Source organism: Cytobacillus dafuensis (assembly GCF_007995155.1).
GTDB lineage: Bacteria > Bacillota > Bacilli > Bacillales > Cytobacillaceae > Cytobacillus > Cytobacillus dafuensis.
This window is the reverse complement of sequence record NZ_CP042593.1, coordinates 2,103,728-2,124,333: the sequence shown is the minus strand read 5'-3', so window position 1 is coordinate 2,124,333 and position 20,606 is coordinate 2,103,728. Positions and strand designations below refer to the sequence as shown.

At 35.5% G+C, this 20,606-nt stretch carries 20 protein-coding genes; all 20 read right to left on the bottom strand.

Annotation, left to right across the window (positions count from 1 at the left end; all coding sequences use genetic code 11):
- Window positions 1-243: 243 nt before the first annotated feature.
- Window positions 244-1,506: an RIP metalloprotease RseP gene (gene rseP / locus FSZ17_RS10065; RefSeq protein WP_057769899.1), complete on the bottom strand. Its 1,263-nt coding sequence runs from the start codon at window positions 1,504-1,506 to the stop codon at window positions 244-246.
- Window positions 1,507-1,645: 139 nt separating this feature from the next.
- Window positions 1,646-2,788, bottom strand: a complete 1,143-nt coding sequence (locus FSZ17_RS10060) for a 1-deoxy-D-xylulose-5-phosphate reductoisomerase (RefSeq protein ID WP_057769898.1) — start codon at window positions 2,786-2,788, stop codon at window positions 1,646-1,648.
- Window positions 2,789-2,854: 66 nt separating this feature from the next.
- Window positions 2,855-3,643 (bottom strand): phosphatidate cytidylyltransferase, encoded by a 789-nt coding sequence (locus FSZ17_RS10055; protein ID WP_057769897.1) that lies wholly within the window; start codon window positions 3,641-3,643, stop codon window positions 2,855-2,857.
- A 21-nt stretch (window positions 3,644-3,664) separates the two neighbouring features.
- Entirely contained in the window at window positions 3,665-4,441 is a 777-nt protein-coding gene (locus FSZ17_RS10050) for an undecaprenyl pyrophosphate synthase (RefSeq protein ID WP_057769896.1), read from the bottom strand.
- A gap of 346 nt (window positions 4,442-4,787) precedes the next feature.
- Window positions 4,788-5,345 carry a ribosome recycling factor gene (gene frr, locus FSZ17_RS10045; protein ID WP_057769895.1) on the bottom strand — a complete coding sequence of 186 codons (558 nt, stop codon included), beginning with the start codon at window positions 5,343-5,345 and terminating at the stop codon, window positions 4,788-4,790.
- Window positions 5,345-6,070, bottom strand: a complete 726-nt coding sequence (pyrH, locus tag FSZ17_RS10040; protein ID WP_057769894.1) for a UMP kinase — start codon at window positions 6,068-6,070, stop codon at window positions 5,345-5,347. The genes frr and pyrH overlap by 1 nt, the downstream gene beginning before the upstream one ends.
- A 99-nt stretch (window positions 6,071-6,169) precedes the next feature.
- Window positions 6,170-7,051, bottom strand: a complete 882-nt coding sequence (gene tsf, locus FSZ17_RS10035; protein WP_057769892.1) for a translation elongation factor Ts — start codon at window positions 7,049-7,051, stop codon at window positions 6,170-6,172.
- A 311-nt stretch (window positions 7,052-7,362) separates the two neighbouring features.
- Window positions 7,363-8,064, bottom strand: a complete 702-nt coding sequence (gene rpsB, locus FSZ17_RS10030) for a 30S ribosomal protein S2 (RefSeq protein WP_057769891.1) — start codon at window positions 8,062-8,064, stop codon at window positions 7,363-7,365.
- 146 nt (window positions 8,065-8,210) lie between these two features.
- On the bottom strand, window positions 8,211-8,831 hold the full coding sequence (locus FSZ17_RS10025; RefSeq protein WP_057769890.1) for a hypothetical protein: 621 nt from the start codon (window positions 8,829-8,831) through the stop codon (window positions 8,211-8,213).
- Window positions 8,832-8,840: 9 nt separating this feature from the next.
- Window positions 8,841-9,137 (bottom strand): hypothetical protein, encoded by a 297-nt coding sequence (locus FSZ17_RS10020; protein ID WP_228460312.1) that lies wholly within the window; start codon window positions 9,135-9,137, stop codon window positions 8,841-8,843.
- Between the two features lie 57 nt (window positions 9,138-9,194).
- Complete coding sequence (locus FSZ17_RS10015) at window positions 9,195-10,553, bottom strand: flagellar assembly protein A (protein WP_057769888.1); 1,359 nt, start codon at window positions 10,551-10,553, stop codon at window positions 9,195-9,197.
- 33 nt (window positions 10,554-10,586) lie between these two features.
- Entirely contained in the window at window positions 10,587-11,348 is a 762-nt protein-coding gene (locus FSZ17_RS10010) for a FliA/WhiG family RNA polymerase sigma factor (RefSeq protein WP_057769887.1), read from the bottom strand.
- Between the two features lie 146 nt (window positions 11,349-11,494).
- Window positions 11,495-11,992 (bottom strand): chemotaxis protein CheD, encoded by a 498-nt coding sequence (locus tag FSZ17_RS10005; RefSeq protein WP_057769885.1) that lies wholly within the window; start codon window positions 11,990-11,992, stop codon window positions 11,495-11,497.
- Entirely contained in the window at window positions 11,985-12,626 is a 642-nt protein-coding gene (locus tag FSZ17_RS10000; protein ID WP_057769884.1) for a chemotaxis protein CheC, read from the bottom strand. Before FSZ17_RS10000 ends, FSZ17_RS10005 begins: the two co-directional genes overlap by 8 nt.
- Window positions 12,627-12,630: 4 nt before the next feature.
- On the bottom strand, window positions 12,631-13,101 hold the full coding sequence (locus tag FSZ17_RS09995) for a chemotaxis protein CheW (protein ID WP_057769883.1): 471 nt from the start codon (window positions 13,099-13,101) through the stop codon (window positions 12,631-12,633).
- A gap of 42 nt (window positions 13,102-13,143) precedes the next feature.
- Window positions 13,144-15,204, bottom strand: a complete 2,061-nt coding sequence (locus FSZ17_RS09990; RefSeq protein ID WP_057769881.1) for a chemotaxis protein CheA — start codon at window positions 15,202-15,204, stop codon at window positions 13,144-13,146.
- Window positions 15,205-15,224: 20 nt separating this feature from the next.
- Window positions 15,225-16,316, bottom strand: coding sequence for a protein-glutamate methylesterase/protein-glutamine glutaminase (locus FSZ17_RS09985; protein ID WP_057769879.1), 1,092 nt, complete (start codon window positions 16,314-16,316; stop codon window positions 15,225-15,227).
- A gap of 8 nt (window positions 16,317-16,324) precedes the next feature.
- Window positions 16,325-17,191, bottom strand: a complete 867-nt coding sequence (locus FSZ17_RS09980; protein ID WP_057769878.1) for a MinD/ParA family protein — start codon at window positions 17,189-17,191, stop codon at window positions 16,325-16,327.
- 1 nt (window position 17,192) lies between these two features.
- Window positions 17,193-18,338: a flagellar biosynthesis GTPase FlhF gene (gene flhF / locus FSZ17_RS09975; RefSeq protein ID WP_057769877.1), complete on the bottom strand. Its 1,146-nt coding sequence runs from the start codon at window positions 18,336-18,338 to the stop codon at window positions 17,193-17,195.
- The gene (gene flhA / locus FSZ17_RS09970; RefSeq protein ID WP_057769876.1) at window positions 18,335-20,371 is read right to left on the bottom strand and encodes a flagellar biosynthesis protein FlhA; all 2,037 of its coding nucleotides are present in this window, start codon (window positions 20,369-20,371) and stop codon (window positions 18,335-18,337) included. Before flhA ends, flhF begins: the two co-directional genes overlap by 4 nt.
- Between the last annotated feature and the right edge of the window lie 235 nt (window positions 20,372-20,606).

Here is a 20,606-nt window from a genome sequence, read left to right as displayed (position 1 = left end):
AAAAAACGGCGCTTCATATCATAAAAAGAGAAAGTGACCCTTTATATTATTAATTGATATTTTTCTTTTTGGCAATATTAAACTTCTCTGTTGATTTCCGCTGAAGGCACTCGCTTTCCGCGGGCGGTCCGGAAGCCTCCTCGTCGCTATCGCTCCTGCGGGGTCTTCCTATGACTCGCTTTTCCCGCAGGAGTCTCGCGCCTTCCGCTCCAATCAACAACAAAATAGCTTATCGGCCTTTTTTTAAAGGAAAAATCTTTGAATGTCATTCCATGTTACAACAAGCATTAGTAGCATTAGTAATGCAAATCCAATAAAATGAACCATGCCCTCTTTATGACGGTCTATTGGTTTTCCTCGAACTGCTTCAACTGCAAAAAACATGAGTCTGCCACCATCTAATGCTGGTATCGGAAGTAAGTTCATTATTCCTAGGTTTATACTCAATATTCCAGCCCATTTCATTAAATAGAAAATTCCTGATTTTGCAACAGTATCAGTCGACACATAGATACCAACAGGTCCTGATAGGTCATCAATTGAAAATTGACCAGTTACCAACTTGCCAAGCATTGCAAAAATTTCCTTTGTCCAATGATATGTCTCTTTTGCCCCATTAGTAATTGCTTTTAATGGTGATTTCTCAAAAGGCATATAGACACCAACAACCCCTATTTTTTCACCTTCAACTTCTTGAACTTTTGGAGTAACCGGAATTGTCATTTCTTTTCCATCTCTTTCAAGGAAGAAGTTGAGATCTTTATTAGGGTTTTTGCGAATGATTTCTACGACATCAGACCAGCTTGAAGTCTCCGCTCCATTGACGCTATGGATAATATCTCCTTCCTTTAAGCCCGCTTCAATAGCAGCGCCATCAGGAGTTAATTTCCCAAGCTCAGGAGCATTTGACGGAATTCCTTGCAACAATCCAATTAAGACAAATATAACAAAAGCAAGAATAAAATTCATCATGGGTCCGGCAAAAATGGCCATTGCTCTTTGACCTAGTGTTTTTGAAGCAAACTGCCGATCAAATGGTGCAATTAATGTTTCAGTTCCATCTTCAACAAGAACAGCACTTGGATCAATTGAGAAGGACTGAAGTTTCTCATCATCTTCACCTTCAACATATCCTTTGATAATCAAATCATGCTCAATGTCTGCATGTTCTACCTCAATCATTCTCGCATCAGGATATTTATCTTTCTGATTCAAAATGATTTTGTTTACTTGCTCATTCTCATTAAATAATAAACCAACTCTAAAGCCTGGTTTTATTTCTACAACTTCTGGATCCTCACCAGCCATTCGGACAAATCCGCCAATTGGCAAAAGTCTAATCGTATAAACTGTTTCTCCTTTTTTATGCGAAAAAACCTTTGGACCAAATCCGATCGCAAATTCACGGCAAAGAATACCGGCTCTTTTTGCAAATACAAAATGGCCTAATTCATGAAAAAATACAAGTGCCCCAAATATGATTATGAAGGCTATGACTGTGCTCAATATATAACCACCTTTTTTTAAAAGATAAAGATTTATCTTTTTGAGTTAGAAGATACCGCTAGCAATGCGTCGTGGGTTAGAATTATCACCTTAGATAACGATCAGTACTTTGATTGTTCAGAAGGTGATCCCTCTTTTCTTATAGAAGTGAGTTAATATATTTTCTCGTTTCCTTATCAACTTCCTGTATTTCAGTAAATCCAGGATTTTTGATGTTTTTGTGAATACTTAATGCTCTTTCTATAAGATCTTCTATTTGCAGGAAAGTAGCTTTTCCTTCTAAGAAGGCAGCAACAGCTGCTTCATTTGCAGCGTTTAGTACAGTAGGCATTGTCCCACCTTCCTTACCTGCCTCATATGCAAACCGCAAGCAACGGAAGCGGTTCATGTCCATTTTTTGAAAATGGAGATTCCCAATTTCTGATAAGCTTAGACGATTTGCAGTTGGAAGTGGCAATCTGTCTGGATATGTTAATGCATATTGAATAGGGACTCTCATATCCGGTGTACCCAGCTGAGCAATGATGCTGCTGTCATGGAATTCAATCATTGAGTGAATAATACTTTCCTTATGCAATAATACATCAATTTTGTCATAATCCATAGAAAAAAGCCAATGAGCTTCAATAACTTCTAATCCTTTATTCATCATTGTTGCTGAATCAATTGTAATTTTTGCTCCCATAGACCAATTAGGGTGGTTAAGTGCTTCTTTAACCGTTACATTTTCTAACTCTTGACGAGTCCGATCTCGAAAACTCCCGCCTGAGGCAGTCAAAATCAACTTTTCAATATTCTTATGCTGCTCTCCTTGCAATGCCTGAAAAATAGCTGAATGCTCACTATCTACTGGGAGTAATGATACTTCATTCCTCTTCGCTTCTTCCATTACAAGATGACCAGCTGTCACAAGCGTTTCTTTATTCGCAATGGCTATCGTTTTTCTTTCTTTAATTGCTTGCAAAGTTGGAGTAAGCCCCACACTTCCACTTACTGCATTAACAAGAATTTGCGCTTTATGGTAAACTGCTACTTCTATTAACCCTTCTTGTCCGTATGTAAAAGTGATATCCGGAAATTCTGCTTCAAGAGCTTTTGCCGCTGATCTTTCTGAAGTCGATACCAGATCTGGATTGAATTCCTTGATAATTTTCCTTGTTAGATCAATATTTCTGCCAACCGATAAAGCAATAAGACGAAATTCGCCAGGATGTTCCCTTATTATATCTAAAGTCTGGGTTCCAATTGAACCGGTTGCGCCCATTAAACTAATATACTTCATTAAACTCAACTCCTGTTGAAAAAAGCAAGTGCACGAAAACAATAAGCTTTTTGAATGACTTGGAAATTATAATAAATGAATAAAATGTAATAATGGCCATACGAATAATAAACTATCAAAACGATCTAGTATCCCGCCATGACCAGGTAAAATATTTCCTGAATCCTTCACTTCATAATGGCGCTTTAAAGCCGATTCAACTAAGTCCCCAATTTGTCCAAAAATGGACAGAACAATTGTTGCAATGGATAATTGTATGAAGGTTGCATCAATATCCGAAAAAACAACAAATAATATGGCCACAATTATGGCACAAACGACACCGCCTATGAAACCTTCAATTGTTTTATTTGGACTTATTTCTGGCCAAAGCTTCCTTTTCCCGATAGCTCGGCCAATAAAATAAGCTCCAGAATCAGTTGCCCATATAATAAAAAGTGAATAGAAAATATAAACTAGTCCTGATTCACGTGTTTCAATAAAATAATAGAACCCTATTCCGACATATAAAGTTGCAAGTATGGAAAATGCCACATCATCAAAATTGAATTGATTTTTTGTTGCCACTGTATAAGTCAAAAAAAGCAGTACCGCAATAAGAACAAATTCAATTTTCATAATCCCTAAACTCTCAAGTACATCTTGAAATTGTACAGGCAATAGAATAACCCATAATAACAATAATGATATAAGCCCCGGTATAGAAAAGAGGCTGAGTTTTCGCATTTTTAATACTTCATATAGTGCAATAGAACCCAATAAATAAGCGAGAATAATAACCGGCATTCCCCCATAAACAACTGCGGGTATGAAAATTGCACCGAATATAATAGCTGTAATAATTCTTTGCTTCATCTATGATTTCAACACCTTTTTTTACACTCCTCCAAAACGTCTTTGGCGATTTTTGAAAACCTCTATTGCTTCAATAAAGTGATCTTCTCTAAAATCAGGCCATAATACATCTGTAAACCAAAATTCAGTATATGCTAGCTGCCAAAGCATAAAGTTGCTTAACCGAATTTCACCACTTGTTCGGATTAATAAATCTGGATCAGTTAGATCCTTCGTCATTAAATACTTTGAAAAATTTTCTTCATTCAGCTCATTTTCGTTCATTATACCACTATTACAATCTTTTAAGAAACGCTTAACTCCATCGATAATTTCTGCCCTACTACCATAATTTAGAGCAAAGTTCAAAATTAAGCCATTATTATTCTTTGTATCCTCCATTGCTTTTTCAATTGCATTCCTAGTATGAGTAGGAAGCATTTCTTTATACCCAATCATTTGAACCTGGACATTTTCCTCTACCAGTTCAGGGAGGAATGTGCCAAGAAATTCTTCAGGAAGCTTCATTAGAAAATCCACTTCAATCTTGGGCCTTTTCCAATTCTCTGTAGAAAAAGCATAAAGAGTTAAAGTTTTGATACCAAGTTCATTAGCCAATTTAGTTATTTTTCGAACTACCTTCATTCCTTCATGATGCCCAGCTACTCTTGGGAGGGCTCTTTTTTTTGCCCATCTACCATTGCCATCCATAATAATCGCTACATGGGAAGGAACTTGGAGCTCTTTAATTTTCAAAATTCTCTCTTGAAGATCAGATAAGCTATTTTGATTCCTCCATTGTTTCATTTTATTTAACATAAGACAGCTCCTTTAAGATAGGTTAACTTACCTCCGACAAGAAAAGCAATAAAGCTTCAGATAGTTAACATGTATGATAAGATACAACTATTGATAGAAAATATTTTTTTCATTTTCGCATGGTATTATCATACCAAAAAAAATAAAAGTTATCTCTATAAAAAGAGTATGTATGGAAGATGAAATTAAGAATATGCTTTAAAGCCAATTATTAATTCTTAATTAAAATTTAAATAGTATCTAATAAAGATTGAAAAAACCCCCTAATGATAGAGGGTCACATTTATAAATCGTTCATATCAATAGAAGTGCTCGAGTTAATCTAGTTATAACAAATTAAGCTCCATTACACTTCAAGGACTTCTTTTTCTTTATCTTTTGTAATTGAATCGATTTTTGCAATTTGCTCATCAGTTAGTTTTTGAATATCCTCAGAGTATCCACGCAAATCATCTTCTGTGATGTCGCCATTTTTCTCAAGCTTTTTTAAATCATCATTAGCATCACGACGGACGTTACGAACTGCAATTTTTGCTTCTTCTGATTCTTTTTTTACTTGTTTTACAAGTTCTTTACGTCGCTCTTCTGTCAGCTGCGGAATTGAAAGTCTGATAATACTTCCATCATTAGAAGGAGTTAAGCCGATATCTGATTTAAGAATTGCTTTTTCAATATCACCAAGAATTGATTTATCATATGGCTGAATGACAAGAAGACGCGCTTCAGGTACAGATATTCCTGCTAACTGGTTAACAGGTGTTGGTGCACCATAATAGTCTACCGTAATTCTATCAAGTAAAGATGCATTAGCTCTACCCGCACGAATTGAAGCTAGCTCACGTGAATAAGCTGAAATTGCTTTTGTCATTCTTTCCTTTGTATTAGCAATAACTTGTTTTGGCATTATTTTTTCCCCCTCACTATTGTACCAATTTTTTCACCCATAACTGCTCTATTAATGTTTCCTTGTTCCATAATAGAGAAAACAATTAATGGAATATTATTATCCATGCATAGAGATGATGCTGTTGAATCCATAACAGCTAAACCTTCTTTTAATACATCGAGATATGACAGCTCTTCATATTTTTTGGCATTTTTATCGATGCGTGGGTCTGCGGAATAGACTCCATCTACATTGTTTTTCGCCATCAAAATAACTTCAGCTTCAATTTCAGCTGCACGCAAAGCAGCAGTAGTATCAGTTGAAAAATATGGGTTTCCAGTACCAGCAGCAAAAATGACTACTCTTTTTTTCTCTAGATGGCGAATCGCCTTTCTTCGAATATATGGTTCTGCAACTTGTCTCATTTCTATAGATGTTTGCACCCTTGTCTCTATACCTATCTGTTCAAGACTATCTTGAAGAGCTAAAGAGTTCATCACAGTGGCGAGCATCCCCATATAATCTGCATTTGCTCTGTCCATACCCATTTCTTCTCCGATTTTTCCGCGCCAAATATTTCCACCACCAACAACTACAGCAACCTCTACCCCTAATTGAGCTAAATCTTTAACTTGTGATGCTACTGATTTTATAACGGCAGGGTTTATTCCAAAGCCTTGTTCTCCTGCTAAAGCTTCTCCACTCAATTTTAAGACAACGCGTTTGTATTTTGGGTTGCTCATAAGGACCTCCATATGTAATCAATTAAATCCGTTGAAAAACAGGGAACACAAAGTGTTCCCTGGAATTAAAGCTTTTCTCACTGTATCACAAATATGTGATTATTTTTTAACTTGGCTCATTACTTCTTCAGCAAAATTGTCTTCGCGCTTTTCTAAGCCTTCTCCAACTTCAAAGCGTACAAACTCGCGAATTTTTCCACCTTTTGATTCAATAAATTTGCCAACTTTTTGATCTGGATTTTTAACAAATGCTTGATCATTTACACAAACATCTTCAAAATATTTGCTAATACGGCCTTCAACCATTTTCGCAACGATATTTTCAGGCTTGCCTTCATTTAGAGCCTGTTGTGTTAATACTTGGCGCTCACGCTCTACTTCTTCTTGTGAAACTTGGTCACGAGATACATATTTAGGGTTAAGAGCTGCAATATGCATTGATACATCTTTAGCTGCGTCTTCATCAGTTGTACCTTCAAGGACAGTTAATACACTAATGCGGCCGCCCATATGCAAGTATGCACCAAAAGCATCGCTATCATTTTTTGTTTTGATTTCAAAACGGCGAAGTGTTAACTTCTCTCCAATTTTTGCGATTGCTGTATTAATGTGAGTTTCAACAGTTGCACCATTAGCCATTTCTTGTCCATATGCTTCTTCAACAGTAGCAGGTTTTTTTGTAAGAAGATGTTCAGCTAATTCTTTAACAAGAACTTGGAAGCCCTCGTTCTTTGCAACGAAATCTGTCTCTGAGTTCACTTCGAGAATAACAGCTGCATTTCCTTCAACTTTAATAGCTGTAAGTCCTTCAGCTGCAATACGGTCACCTTTTTTAGCAGCCTTAGCGATACCTTTTTCACGAAGGAAGTCGATAGCTTTTTCCATATCACCATCTGTTTCTTGTAGTGCCTTTTTACAATCCATCATTCCAGCGCCAGTTTTTTCACGAAGTTCTTTAACCATTTGAGCAGTAATTGCCATTATGAAATCCTCCTTATTATCCATTATGTATTTATATTTTTGCCTATTAAATATACTTACAAACAAGATACTAGTTTTTTCTAATTACCTATTCTTAAAAAAAGGTGATAAAGGATGCTCCTCTTATCACCTTCTTTATTAAGAAAAATTATTTTAGAAAAGGTCAGCTTAGCGCATCCGCTTTTCTATGTCTAGCTCCAGCGCCTAGGGGCTCGTGGTCATAAGTCAATCTGCCAAGAAGGTTAAAATACAACCTTCTCGACAGCTCGCCTTATGCTTGTCGCCCCTGAGCAAGGGCTTCCGCTTTTCTATTAAGCAGTTGTAACTTCTTCACCTTGTTTTGCTTCAAGGATAGCATCTGCCATTTTAGCTGTTAAAAGTTTAACAGCACGAATAGCATCATCGTTTGCTGGAATTACAACATCAATTTCATCCGGATCACAGTTTGTATCTACAATACCTACGATTGGAATGTTTAATTTATGTGCTTCTGCAACAGCAATACGCTCTTTGCGTGGGTCAATGATAAATAAAGCGTCTGGAATAGACTTCATATCTTTGATTCCGCCTAAGAATTTTTCTAAGCGCTCTTGCTCTTTTTTCAATTGAACAACTTCTTTTTTAGGAAGTACTTCGAAAGTACCGTCTTCAGCCATTCTTTCAATGTCTTTTAGACGTGCAATACGCTTTTGGATTGTTTCGAAGTTTGTTAAAGTACCACCTAACCAGCGTTGGTTCACGTAGTACATACCTGAACGAATTGCTTCTTCCTTAACAGAATCTTGAGCTTGTTTTTTAGTACCAACGAAAAGGATTGTACCGCCGTTACCAGCAAGCTCCTTCACGAAGTTATAAGCTTCTTCAACCTTTTTAACTGTTTTTTGAAGATCGATGATATAGATGCCGTTACGCTCTGTGAAAATATATTTTTTCATTTTAGGGTTCCAACGGCGAGTTTGGTGACCGAAGTGTACACCAGCTTCAAGCAATTGCTTCATTGAGATTACTGACATTGTTTATTCCTCCTAATGGTTTGATTTCCTCCGCTTAAATCATTTCTAATCGGGAACTGATAATTCTCAGCACCATCCGACTAAATCAATAAGCGTGTGTATTAACACCATTTGTTAATATAGCATAATTCTATTGAGCAATCAAGTTATTCCTCATTTTTTTGATTAAATTTCAGTAATAATGCTATTTCAGTTTTACCTTTATTTAATTTTTGTGCAATGGCTTCTTCAGAATATCCTTGTTCTTTTAAATGCAAAACCTGACTTAGTAATGATTGCTCTTGAAAATCATTGCTGCTATTATTGATGATCAAATTTCCTAATTCTTTATTTGTGTTTATTTCATATGAAGGCAGCTCCACAGTTTGATCTGACAAAGGGGGATGTTCATGATCATGTCTTAAAATAGAGGTTTTAGCATTTTGCTTATAAGCATTAGCAGCGCTATAGACAGAAGCTTTTCCAATCCTGGTTTGAAAACTATTATGATCTACATTTTTTTCTTCGTTTTTATCACTATTGTTTTTTTCAGTAAACGATGAATGAGTGGATTGTAAATCAATCTTATTCAATCTTTTAATAAAATCCTCATTGTCTTCCTTCATTTGTACTAAATAGGAAGAGATGACCTCTTCCATTTCTAAAAACATTTTTTCTTGTTTTTTTTCTACTTCTAAAATCCGATTTTGCCGAAGAAATAAAATGATAATAGCAAACAATGCTATTATATTTAGAAAAATACTAAAAAAAATAAAAAATGTAGTCATAAAATCCCTCTATCCGCTGTAGTCAATAACATTACCTTTATAAGGGTGAGTCTCTTTTGTCTTTTTATTTGTCTTGTTTTTATTTTCTTGATGATTGTCGTTTTCTCCGGAATTTTCATTATTTTGTCTATTGTCATTGGAAAGATTTAATTTGGCTTTTTGTTCTTGTTTCGTGACAGTATTTCTATTCTGTATTTCTTCTTTTTGTATGCGCTCAGCTGCTAAATCATTCATGTTTTGTCCCCGTTGCTGCATTTGCTCTTGGATTTTTCCTACTTCCACTGTTCGGGGTAAAGCGACCTGCATTTCAATGGACTTCAGACTCATAACACTCACCTATTTCTTATGAACTCATGGACAAGTTTATCGTATTGGATCTGAAACTATTTCTCCATTTAAAAATGAAAATTTTACGGCTGAATGCTTTTGCTGTATTTGCATTGCATATTTTCCAAAGTGCAACGTAGTATTAGGATGGATTGTTTCATATATATAAATGGTGGATATTATTTTTTCGTTTCTTTCTTCTTTAATTTGCTCAAGTTCATCATTTACTTTAGTAAGCTGCTCATTGATATGGTATTTAGTAGATCTTTGTTTTAATATGATCGTTCTTTGCTCAGTGGAAAGGTTTCCAGTCCTTTTTTCAATTTCTTGTATCCTTTGCTCAATACTGGATAATTTTTCGAAACTCTCAATTAATTTAGACTTTTCCGCCTGGAGCTCACGTTCTCTTTCATCAAATGAAGAATCAATCGTAGCCTGCAAGTCTGTTTTAGTATATAAATGGTTTCCAACTTCCTTTACATGTATATCATTTCTAGCTTTCAAAATCCCACCAATGACAAGGGCACTTTTGCATTGAATTGAATTACCCGCTTGTACATTGCTATGCAATATATAGTTACTAATAATGATATCTTGTCCAGCTTGCAAAAACGATTGATTAATATAGGCTGCCTGTATATTGCCTCCAGCAGTTAAAAAGGCTTTATTTCCTCCAGTCACTCCTCCTGAAACAATAATGTTGCCTTCAGCTTTAATCGTTACTCCTTCAACTAAACCATAAATTGTAACATCGCCACCAGCTTTAATCTCGTATCCGCTTGGAACATTTCCTCGAACGATAACATTCCCTATAAATTCAATATTCCCAGTCTTTAAATCTAAATCTCCATTAACTTCAAAAATTGGATTTACAGATATCATTTTGTTTGTTAAGCTTAACTGCCCCTCTGAGGTTGAATAAAAACTTGTTCCGTTTAAGATAACATTTTTCCCAGGACGGATTTTAATTGGTTTTCCGTTTTTGGAAGCAATCTTATTTCCGAATACATCAGTCCCATCACTTCCCGGCGTAGGTGGGACAATCGTAGCTAGAATTTGACCGCTAGAGACAGAAGGAATTTCTAATACTTTTCGAAAATTAAATTTTTCTCTTCCTTCACTCTTATCATGACGAACTTCATTAAGAAGATATGCATCTATGCCGTCTTTTTGAGCATTACCTTCGGCGATGATGACAGGATAATTTATGGATCGTGGATCCTCCGAGATTTTATTTATCAGGTCTTCATTTATGCCATAAATTATTTTTTCTTTAGATAGAAAATTAATGATTTCATTTCTTTCTATAGTAAAGTCATTTTCTAGTGTGAGAATCAAGTCTAACTTTGCTATTAATCGATCCTTGGAAATAGTAACTCGATAATACTCCTCCATCTTAATTCCCCTTTTCACGTAATAATCAATTTATTAAAAAACCTTTTTTAAAGCATTCCTTAATTTAAAAATGGCCTTTGTATGAATTTGAGAAATTCTAGATGTAGATAGATTCATTACTTGTCCAATCTCCGTTAAGGTTAATTCTTCACTATAAAATAAGCTGATAACGAGCTGCTCTTTTTCATTTAAATATGTAATCGTTTCCACCAATTCTCGGATCATTTCATCCTTTACAATTTTTTCATGAGGAATATCTGCCCGATCATCTTTAATAATATGGGATTGTCCCTCTTTTTCATCCTGGTCATTAAGTTTTTCATCAATTGATAAAATATTAGCGAAGAAGTGTTCATTTATGACCGACTGGACCTCTTCTTCACTCATATTAAGCTCAATTGAAATCTCCTGGATACTGGCATTTCGCATCAGACGCTGCTCAAGCTTTTCAATGGCTGCATCTATTCTTTTTGCCTTCTCTCTCGTATTACGAGGTAGCCAATCCTCTTTTCTTAAACCATCAAGTATAGCGCCACGAATTCGGAAGGAAGCATATGTATCAAATTTCAGATCACGGTTTGGATCAAATTTTTCCAGGGCATCATATAAACCCATCATTCCAAGGCTTCGTAAATCATCACGCGACACATTTTTAGGAAGCCCTACAGAAATGCGCTGAACATGATAACTTACTAGGGGCATATATTTTCTTACTAGAAAATCTCCTGCTTGAGTATCACGTAAGTTAACCCAATTTTGCCAATATGTTTGTTCCTCTGTCGTTTGAAGCGACATATCCACCCTCCTCAAACATTACCTAATCAATAAATGTACTTCATGATCTCGAGAATTTTAATTGATAAACCTAATCATAAATACATTATTTTCCAACACCAAAGATCTAAATGGAAAAACAGCCCTCTCATCTAGAAAGAAGCTGATTAAATTTCCCGTACTCCCTTATTAACAGTACGAATATGCAAAAGGCATGTTTGTGGATCGAATTCAATAGTTCTCCCGCTATTCCCACCGACATCCTCCGCAATAATGCTAATTTTTAATGCTGATAACTCAGTTTTTACCGCTTCTACATTCCTTGGACCAATCCGCATAATATCACTGCCTGAAGAAAAATGAAACATTTGTGCCCCGCCTGCAATTTTAGCTTTCAAGGAATAGGCTCTTGCACCGTTATGTATTAACTTTGATACAAGATCCTTCAAAGCCGTATCAGCATATTTTGCTATATTCAAAGATCCAGCTTTAGCAAGTGAAGAATCAGGAAGCATGATATGAGCAAGTCCTGCTATTTCCTTCGATTGATCAAAAATAACAACTCCAACACATGAACCTAAACCAGAAGTCCGGATTATATCTGGTTTTTTAACGATATTCATATCTGCAATTCCAACTTTAATAATATTTTTACATTCAATCATTTTGTGGAACTCCCAATGATGTAAAAATCGTTTCAAACGATTCTGGATCCGGCAATAAGAAAAAATGTCCCTTTACGGATTCTAAATCTATTCCTTCATCATCATTTAATGCTGTATCAATGACAATTGCATAATCACTAACTTGTGATAATTCTATCAATCCATAACTAATGATTGCACCCGCCATGTCAATACTAAGAGATGGGACAGAAGGATATAATGATAAATTAGTAAAATCAGATAACGAAGACAAATATGAGCCAGATAAAATATTGCCAAGTTCCTGAAATGCTGATATGCCTATTTCGTTATATGGTGGCAATTCAAGATTGAAACTTTCATCCCCAATCATTTCTTGAATAAAATGTGTTGCTTGTTCAATAGGTAGAACAAAGAACATACTTCCGGGTGCATCTCCTTCAATTCTTAGAAATACTCCGGCAACTACATTATCTGCTCCACCCATCATATTCATCATTTCATCAAACGAAACGACACGGACGTCTGGAACTTTCATATCAATTTTTTTATTCAGCAATTTTGAAAGAGCAGTAGCCGCATGACCAGCTCCAATATTACCAATCTCTTTCAAAATATCTAAATGCATGGATGAAATGTTTTTAATAAAACTCATGTTATTATCCTTCAATCCCTTGAATACTTGATCGTTCTTCAATTTTTAATATCTTCTCAAGATCAATTAGGATTAATAATCTTTTTCCGATCTTTGCAACGCCATTAATATATTCTGCTTCTTTTACTCCAACAACCTCTGGAGGAGGCTCGATTGAATTAACAGGAATATCAATAACATCATTTGCCAAATCTACTATAAAGCCAACTTCTAATTCATTAAACCCAACAATAATAACACGAGTGCTGTCAGAATAACTAGATTCATCCAGTTCAAATCTACTGCGAAGATCGATTATTGGTGTAATAACTCCACGAAGATTTAATACCCCTTTCACAAATTTATCAGTATGAGGTACCCTCGTAATATGTTCGACCTTTTCTATAGATCGAACTTGGTTTACAGGAATAGCATATTCTTTCGTATTAAGCTGAAAAACTATTAATTTAATTTCAGAGGCAATGGCTTGAGTCATTCTGATTCACTCCTACATACATTCTCATTAAATGATTAAGGTTTATTTAATTAAGGCATTACAATCAACGATTAATGCTACTTGGCCATCACCAAGTATAGTTGCACCTGAAATAGCAAATACATTCGTTAAATAATTTCCTAATGATTTTAAAACAACTTCCTGTTGTCCGATAAAAGAGTCAACCACAAGTCCTGCCATTTTGTCACCTTTTCTAACGATTACAACAGAATAGAATTCATCCTCTTCTTCAAAAACAGGTACATCGAAAATCTCTTTTAGGAATAAAAGTGGAACAACTTTCCCTCTAAAATCAATTACTCTTTGATTATGGGCATTTAAAATATCTGATTTTTTAACAATTGCTGTCTCAATAATCGAAGAAAGAGGAATAGCGTATTTTTCTTTTTGTATTTCTGTAAGCATGACAGAAATAATTGATAATGTAAGCGGTAATTGAATAGAAAAAATCGACCCTTTTCCATGAGTTGAATCAATAGTAATGGATCCACCCAATGATTCAATTGTACTCTTAACAACATCAAGCCCTACTCCACGTCCAGATACATCCGAAATCTTATCCGCAGTGGAAAAACCTGAAGCAAGAATTAATTCAAAAACTTGCTTATCACTCATAGATGCAGCAGACTGCTCCGTAACAATTCCCTTTTTAATCGCTTTGGCTAACACTTTTTCTCTATTTATTCCAGCACCATCATCTTCTATTTCAATAAATACATGGTTTCCGCTATGATAAGCCTTTAGTATAACCGTACCTTCTTCGCTTTTTCCGTTTGCCTTTCTAATTTCAGGAGTTTCAACTCCATGATCCAATGCATTTCTGATTAAATGTACTAATGGATCTCCGATTTCATCTATTACTGTCCTGTCAAGTTCTGTTTCTGCTCCAATAATTTCAAGGTTTATCTGCTTATTTAAATCACGTGCTAATTGTCGTACCATACGCGGGAATCGATTAAATACTGTTTCAACAGGTACCATTCTCATATTTAAAATAATATTTTGTAAATCACCTGAAATTCTTGTCATGCGTTCCACAGTTTCGTGAAGCACTTGATTATTTAAATCACGTGAAATTTGCTCAAGACGGCCTCGGTCTATAACTAATTCTTCGAATAAATTCATTAAAATATCAAGTCTTTCAATATTTACCCTAATAGTCTTGCTGCTTTGTTTCGAAGAGGATGAGGATGTTGCTGCCTTTTTCTCCTCCTGCTTCTTAGACTCACTATTATCCTGAATTTCCTTTTCAGTATCATTAACACTATTAGGTAGCTCAGCCTCGATAGGTTCTTTTTCAGATGACCGAAGATCTTCCATCGTTAGTAGATTTACCTCTACGCTATCCACCTCAGAAACCTTCATTACCTTCTTTTGAATGTCTTCCTTAATATCCTTTGAGACAATGGTAACAGTAAATTCACGATCAAATTGCTCCTCCTCCAACTGCTCTACGGAAGGGGTTGATTTAATGACTTCTCCAATTTTTTCCATAATTTCAAAAACCATAAATACTCTTGCTGCTTTTAATAAGCAATCTTCTCGTAATGAAACGGTTATTTCGAATGTTTCGAAACCTTGTTCTTTTGACTGTTGGAGGACTGTTAGTTCAAATTCGTCATATACACTTTTGATATTCTTCTGAACTGGATCCGCAATGGTAGCTGCTACTTCTGATTTGGCAGCTGTTTGGCTAGGGCTCTCCCCTTTTTCAATTAATAATAGTTTTGCGACGACGTCTGATACATCTCTTTTCCCATCGCCACCTTCTGCAATAGACTGAACCATAGCTTCTAAATCATCAACAGCTAGGAAAACAACATCAAGAATTTCAGGATTAAATTTAATTTTGTGATTACGAATTGCATCAAGGACATTTTCCATTTGATGAGTAAGCTTAGCGAGATCTTCATAACCCATTGTTGCTGACATTCCTTTTAACGTATGGGCTGAACGAAAAATTTCATTTACAATGGTAATATCCTCTGGATTTTTCTCCAACTCTAAAAGTTGCTCATTACATGCTTGTAAATGTTCTTTGCTTTCTTCAATAAATACTTCTAAATATTGGTTCATATCCATTAGCCCTGCACCCCTCGGCATTATACATATTTCAAAATAGATTCAGCGATTTTATCAACATCTTGAACTTCATCAATTAATCTTGTTGCAATAGCAGCTTTTGGCATCCCGAAAATGATCGATGTCTCTTGTGATTCAGCAATTGCTCTTACTGTCCCATTATTTTTTAAAGCAATTAGCCCCTGTGTTCCATCTGATCCCATGCCAGTCATTATCACTGCTACTTTCATATACTCTTTAATTTCACTTACAGATTCGAATAGTACATCTACAGATGGTCTGTGACCGTTACGCGACTCAGATTTGTCTAGCTTTATTAAGAGATTCAAGCCAGATTCTACAACTTTTAAATGTAGACCTCCAGGAGCAATATAAGCAGTCCCCTTTTGTACAATTTCACCATCGACAGCTTCTTTCACAGAAATATTGCTGATTGAATTTAATCTTATTGCTAAAGATTTGGTAAATCCAGCTGGCATATGTTGAACAATAAGAATTCCAGCATCAATATCCGCAGGCAGATTCGTAAGGACATTCTGTAGTGCCCTAGGTCCCCCGGTAGAAGTTCCAATACAAACTATTTTTTTTGTATTGGAATTGCTTCTATTAAATGCCTTATTAACAATGTCATTAGGTTTTCTTAGTTCTATTCTACTATAACTATCTTCACATTTAGTAGTCTTTGGTAATATATTTATCAAATTTTTACGGCTAACTTTACTAGCTGAGATGACCTTAAGTATTAGTTCTTCCTTGATTTTATGAAGATCGAGAGAAATTGCACCAGACGGTTTTGCAATAAAATCGATTGCACCATTTTGGATTGCGGTTAATGTATTCTCTGCCCCTTCCTTTGTTGTACTTGACAGCATTATGACTGGAGTAGGTTGTTCGAGCATAATCTGCTTTACCGCATCTAATCCGTTCAATATTGGCATCTCTACATCCATCGTTACAACATCTGGTTTTAATTCTTTTACTTTTTTCAGTCCTTCTTTACCATTTCTTGCAGTTCCAATTACTTCAATTTTAGAATCTTCAGCTAGGAATTCAGAAATAAGCTTTCTCATAAAGGCTGAATCATCAACTATAAGCACTCTTATTTTCTCCATGCAGATTCCTACCTTTCAAAGAGGAGCTTCTTTAATTTTGATATAAACGGAAAGGCATTTGATTCTGTCGTTCCACTAAAATGCTTTTTCATATAGCGTTCTGTCATTTCTGATAAAGATTTTGATGCAGGAGATTTATTATTATTAAGAATAAAAGGAATTTGCCGCCTAACTGCTTGTTGAATAGATCGATCATCAGGAACAACACCAAGAAAATAAGAATCCCTACCAAGAAAGCTATTTAATACCTTGGAAATTCGACTGAATGTCTGAATTCCTTCCTTTTCACTTTGGACTCGATTGATGACAACATAAAAAGGAATGGTTGAATCCATCAAATGGATATGCTTCAATATCGAATAAGCATCTGTAATTGCTGTAGGTTCTGGAGTTGTAATCGCAATAATTTCATGAACTGAAAGTATAAATTTAATCGATTCATTTGTAACGCCTGCACCCATATCGAAAATTACATAATCGTAATCCTGAATTAATTGTGATAACTCTATTGTAAATTTATCAATCATTTCTTCTTCTAGCTTCACTAATTGAGAAAGCCCGGAACCACCTGCAATATATTTAATGCCTTCAGGTCCATTCATAATTGTATCTTTTAAGGTTACAGTGCCTTTAAAAAAGTCAACAATTGAATATACAGATGTTTTTCCCATTAATATATCGAGGTTACCCATTCCTACATCCATGTCAAAAAGCAACACGGAAAATCCTTTTTGGGAGAGTGAAATAGAAAAGTTTAAAGAAATATTAGACTTTCCTACTCCTCCCTTTCCACTTACAACTGCTAACGTCTTCGGATGTTTCTTATTTGCTAGCCTTTTCAATTTTATTCGTAAATCTTCTGCTTGGTCTTTCATATTATTCGACCCCAATAATTGTTTTTGCTATAATACTCGGTTGTGCTGCAATCATATCATCGGGAACATTTTGACCATTTGTCATGTATGCAACACCCTTGTTGTATTTATTGATCAAATTATACATGGCACCATAACTCGATGTTTCATCAGCTTTAGTAAAAATAAATTTATCAATCTCAATAATTGAAAACTGGTCAAAAATGTCTTCCATATCCCTTTGTTTTGCCGTAAGGGAGAGAACAAGGAATGTTTCACATTCGTTATCAAAATCGATTACCTGTTTTAAATCTTCAACATACTGCTTATTTCTAAAATTCCTTCCAGCTGTATCAATAAGTACAAGGTCGAATTCATTAAAAGAATTTGCAGCTTTATAAAAATCTTCAATCGTATAACAAACTTCCATTGGAATATTTAATATTTTGGCATATGTTTTTAATTGATCAATTGCGGCAATTCTGTATGTATCTGTCGTAATAAAAGCTACTTTTTTCTTATGATTAATAACTGCTTCAGCAGCTATTTTTGCTAGAGTTGTCGTCTTCCCAACACCTGTTGGACCTACAACATTAATATACTTTTTCTTAAAGGAGACTCCTCCAAATGGGATATCAGAAATTCTATCAACTAAATCTTTTTCCAGCCATGAATATACGACATCAATTGAAGCATTCGCTCCCTCGACATACCATTTTTCTAATAGAGAACTTAAGATCGATTCTTGGATTGTAGAATCAATTTCTTGTTTCATTAATAAAGTGTGCAACAGTTTAATAGGATCAGGATAGGACGGTCCAAAACCTCCAGATGGCACAGATATTTGTGAAATGATCTTTTTTAGTTCATTCATTTCATTTATTAAATCTTCATTAGGCTTATCATCATTTGGTTTACTAACCTTTTCCAGTTCAGGTTTCAAAACTGACTTATTACTAATCTTTTGTTTTGTAATAGGTACAGGCTGTTGTTTCATTTGTTGATCAATAGCTGCTATTACTTCGATATTACGTTTTTTAAAAAGCCCTAGAAAACCGCCAGTTTGTACTTCCCTTGAATTCAATATTACTGCATCACTTCCAAGTTCAGCACGAATCTTCTTCATGGCTTCTGCCATGGAGGAAGCAATATATTTTTTCACCTTCAATCAATATTCACCACCCCAACGCTCTGTACTTCAACATTTGCTTCAAGTTCGTTATAAGATAAAATTGGTATTTGCGGAAAATACCTTTCTGTTAATTGTCTAACATACATTCTTACAGCAGGTGAACATAAAACAATTGGTGTTTGTTCAATTAGAGATAATTGCTCAACTTGTGAAGCTATTGATTCTAAAATTCCTTGAGACATGCCTGGATCAATGGATAAATAATTTCCGTGTTCCGTTTGTTGTATTCCGTCTGCAATTAGTTTCTCTATTTTTCCAGAAAGAGTTACAACTTTTAACGAATCATTAGCTTGCGAAAATTGATTGGTAATTTGACGAGCTAGGGCTTGGCGTACATATTCCGTTAGCAAGTCTGTATCACTTGTAACCTTACCAAAATCAGCAAGTGTTTCAAAAATGATTGGTAAATTACGAATAGAGACGTTTTCCTTTAATAGCTTAGCCAATACTTTTTGCACTTCTCCAACTGAAAGAGGATTTGGAGTAACCTCTTCAACAAGAATTGGATAGCTTTCATTTAGGTGATCAATTAATTGTTTTGTTTCTTGTCGTCCTATTAATTCATGAGCATTTCCTTTTATGACTTCTGTAATATGTGTTGAAACAACAGATGGTGGATCAACGACTGTATATCCAAATATTTCTGCTTGCTCTTTCATTTCTTCCGTTATCCATTTCGCCGGAAGACCAAAGGAAGGTTCAATTGTATCAATTCCTTCTATTGAATCATCATCAATTCCAGGACTCATCGCAAGATAATGATCAAGCAGCAGTTCTCCCCGAGCCATTTCATTTCCTTTTATCTTGAGACGATATTCATTTGGCTGCAATTGAATATTATCTCGTATCCTAACGACCGGAATAACTAAACCAAGCTCAATGGCGAGTTGTCTCCGTATCATAACAATACGATCGAGCAGATCTCCGCCTTGGTTAGCATCAGCTAATGGAATGAGTCCGTATCCAAATTCAAATTCAATTGGATCTACATTCAATAAACTTACGACACTTTCAGGACTTTTCATTTCACCTGTTTCAAGCTCTTCCTCTGTTTCCTGCAATAATTCTTTACTAGTTTCTGGGGTTCTGGAAATCATATATCCTCCAAAACAAAGAAGTAATGCAATTGGAATCGTAAGTAAATTGCTGATTGGTGTAAATAAGCCTAATAAGAAAATAGTTCCTCCAGTAACATAGAGCATTTTCGGGTAGGCAAATAATTGAGTTGTAATATCCTTACCAAGATTTCCATCTGATGCAGCACGTGTAACAACAATCCCTGTTGCAGTTGAAATAAGAAGTGCAGGAATTTGGCTTACGAGTCCATCCCCTACAGTTAAAAGAGAAAATTTTGCCGCAGAATCAGCTACCGATAAGTCAAGCTGCATGACGCCTATTACTATTCCAAAGATTAAGTTGATCAGAACAATGATAATCCCTGCAATTGCGTCCCCTTTAACAAATTTACTCGCACCGTCCATTGAACCATAAAAATCAGCTTCTCTACTTACCTTTTCACGGCGCTCACGGGCTTCGTGTTCAGAAATAATCCCAGCGTTTAAATCTGCATCGATACTCATTTGCTTCCCAGGCATTGCATCGAGTGTAAATCTTGCAGCTACTTCTGAGACACGCTCTGCTCCTTTTGTAATTACGATAAATTGAATAATGATCAAAATTAAAAACACTACAAGCCCAACAACAATATTTCCACCGACAACGAAGGTACCAAATGTATGTACAACCCCACCCGCTTCACCAGTAGATAAAATCGAGCGTGTTGTCGAAACATTTAAACCTAATCGGAAAAGTGTTAATAATAACAATAATGAAGGAAAAATTGAAAATTGAAGTGGCTCACTCATGTTCATTGTCGTCAATAGGACAAGAAGGGCCAATGTAATATTAATTAGAATGAGTATACTTAGAAGCCATGGTGGAAAAGGGATAATAAGCATAGCCACAATTAAGATTACAGCTAATAAAACAGATAAGTCTTTCCCAGACATAAAATTCCTCTCCTATTAGAAAGCGCAAGAGCCTTCGGAACAATCAAAGGATAAATTGTTCCTACGATGACTTTTCACAGAAGCTTTCCTTTGTGATCACCCTCAGGCATTGCACAAGACGAGTCACACGAAAAAGGTGTTTTTTTCCTTTCTAGAGATTCGACTGTGTCCTTGAAGGGGTATGTGCTTGTCGACTATGTCCTGTGGCATGGTCGACACTAGTACGTCCTGTAAT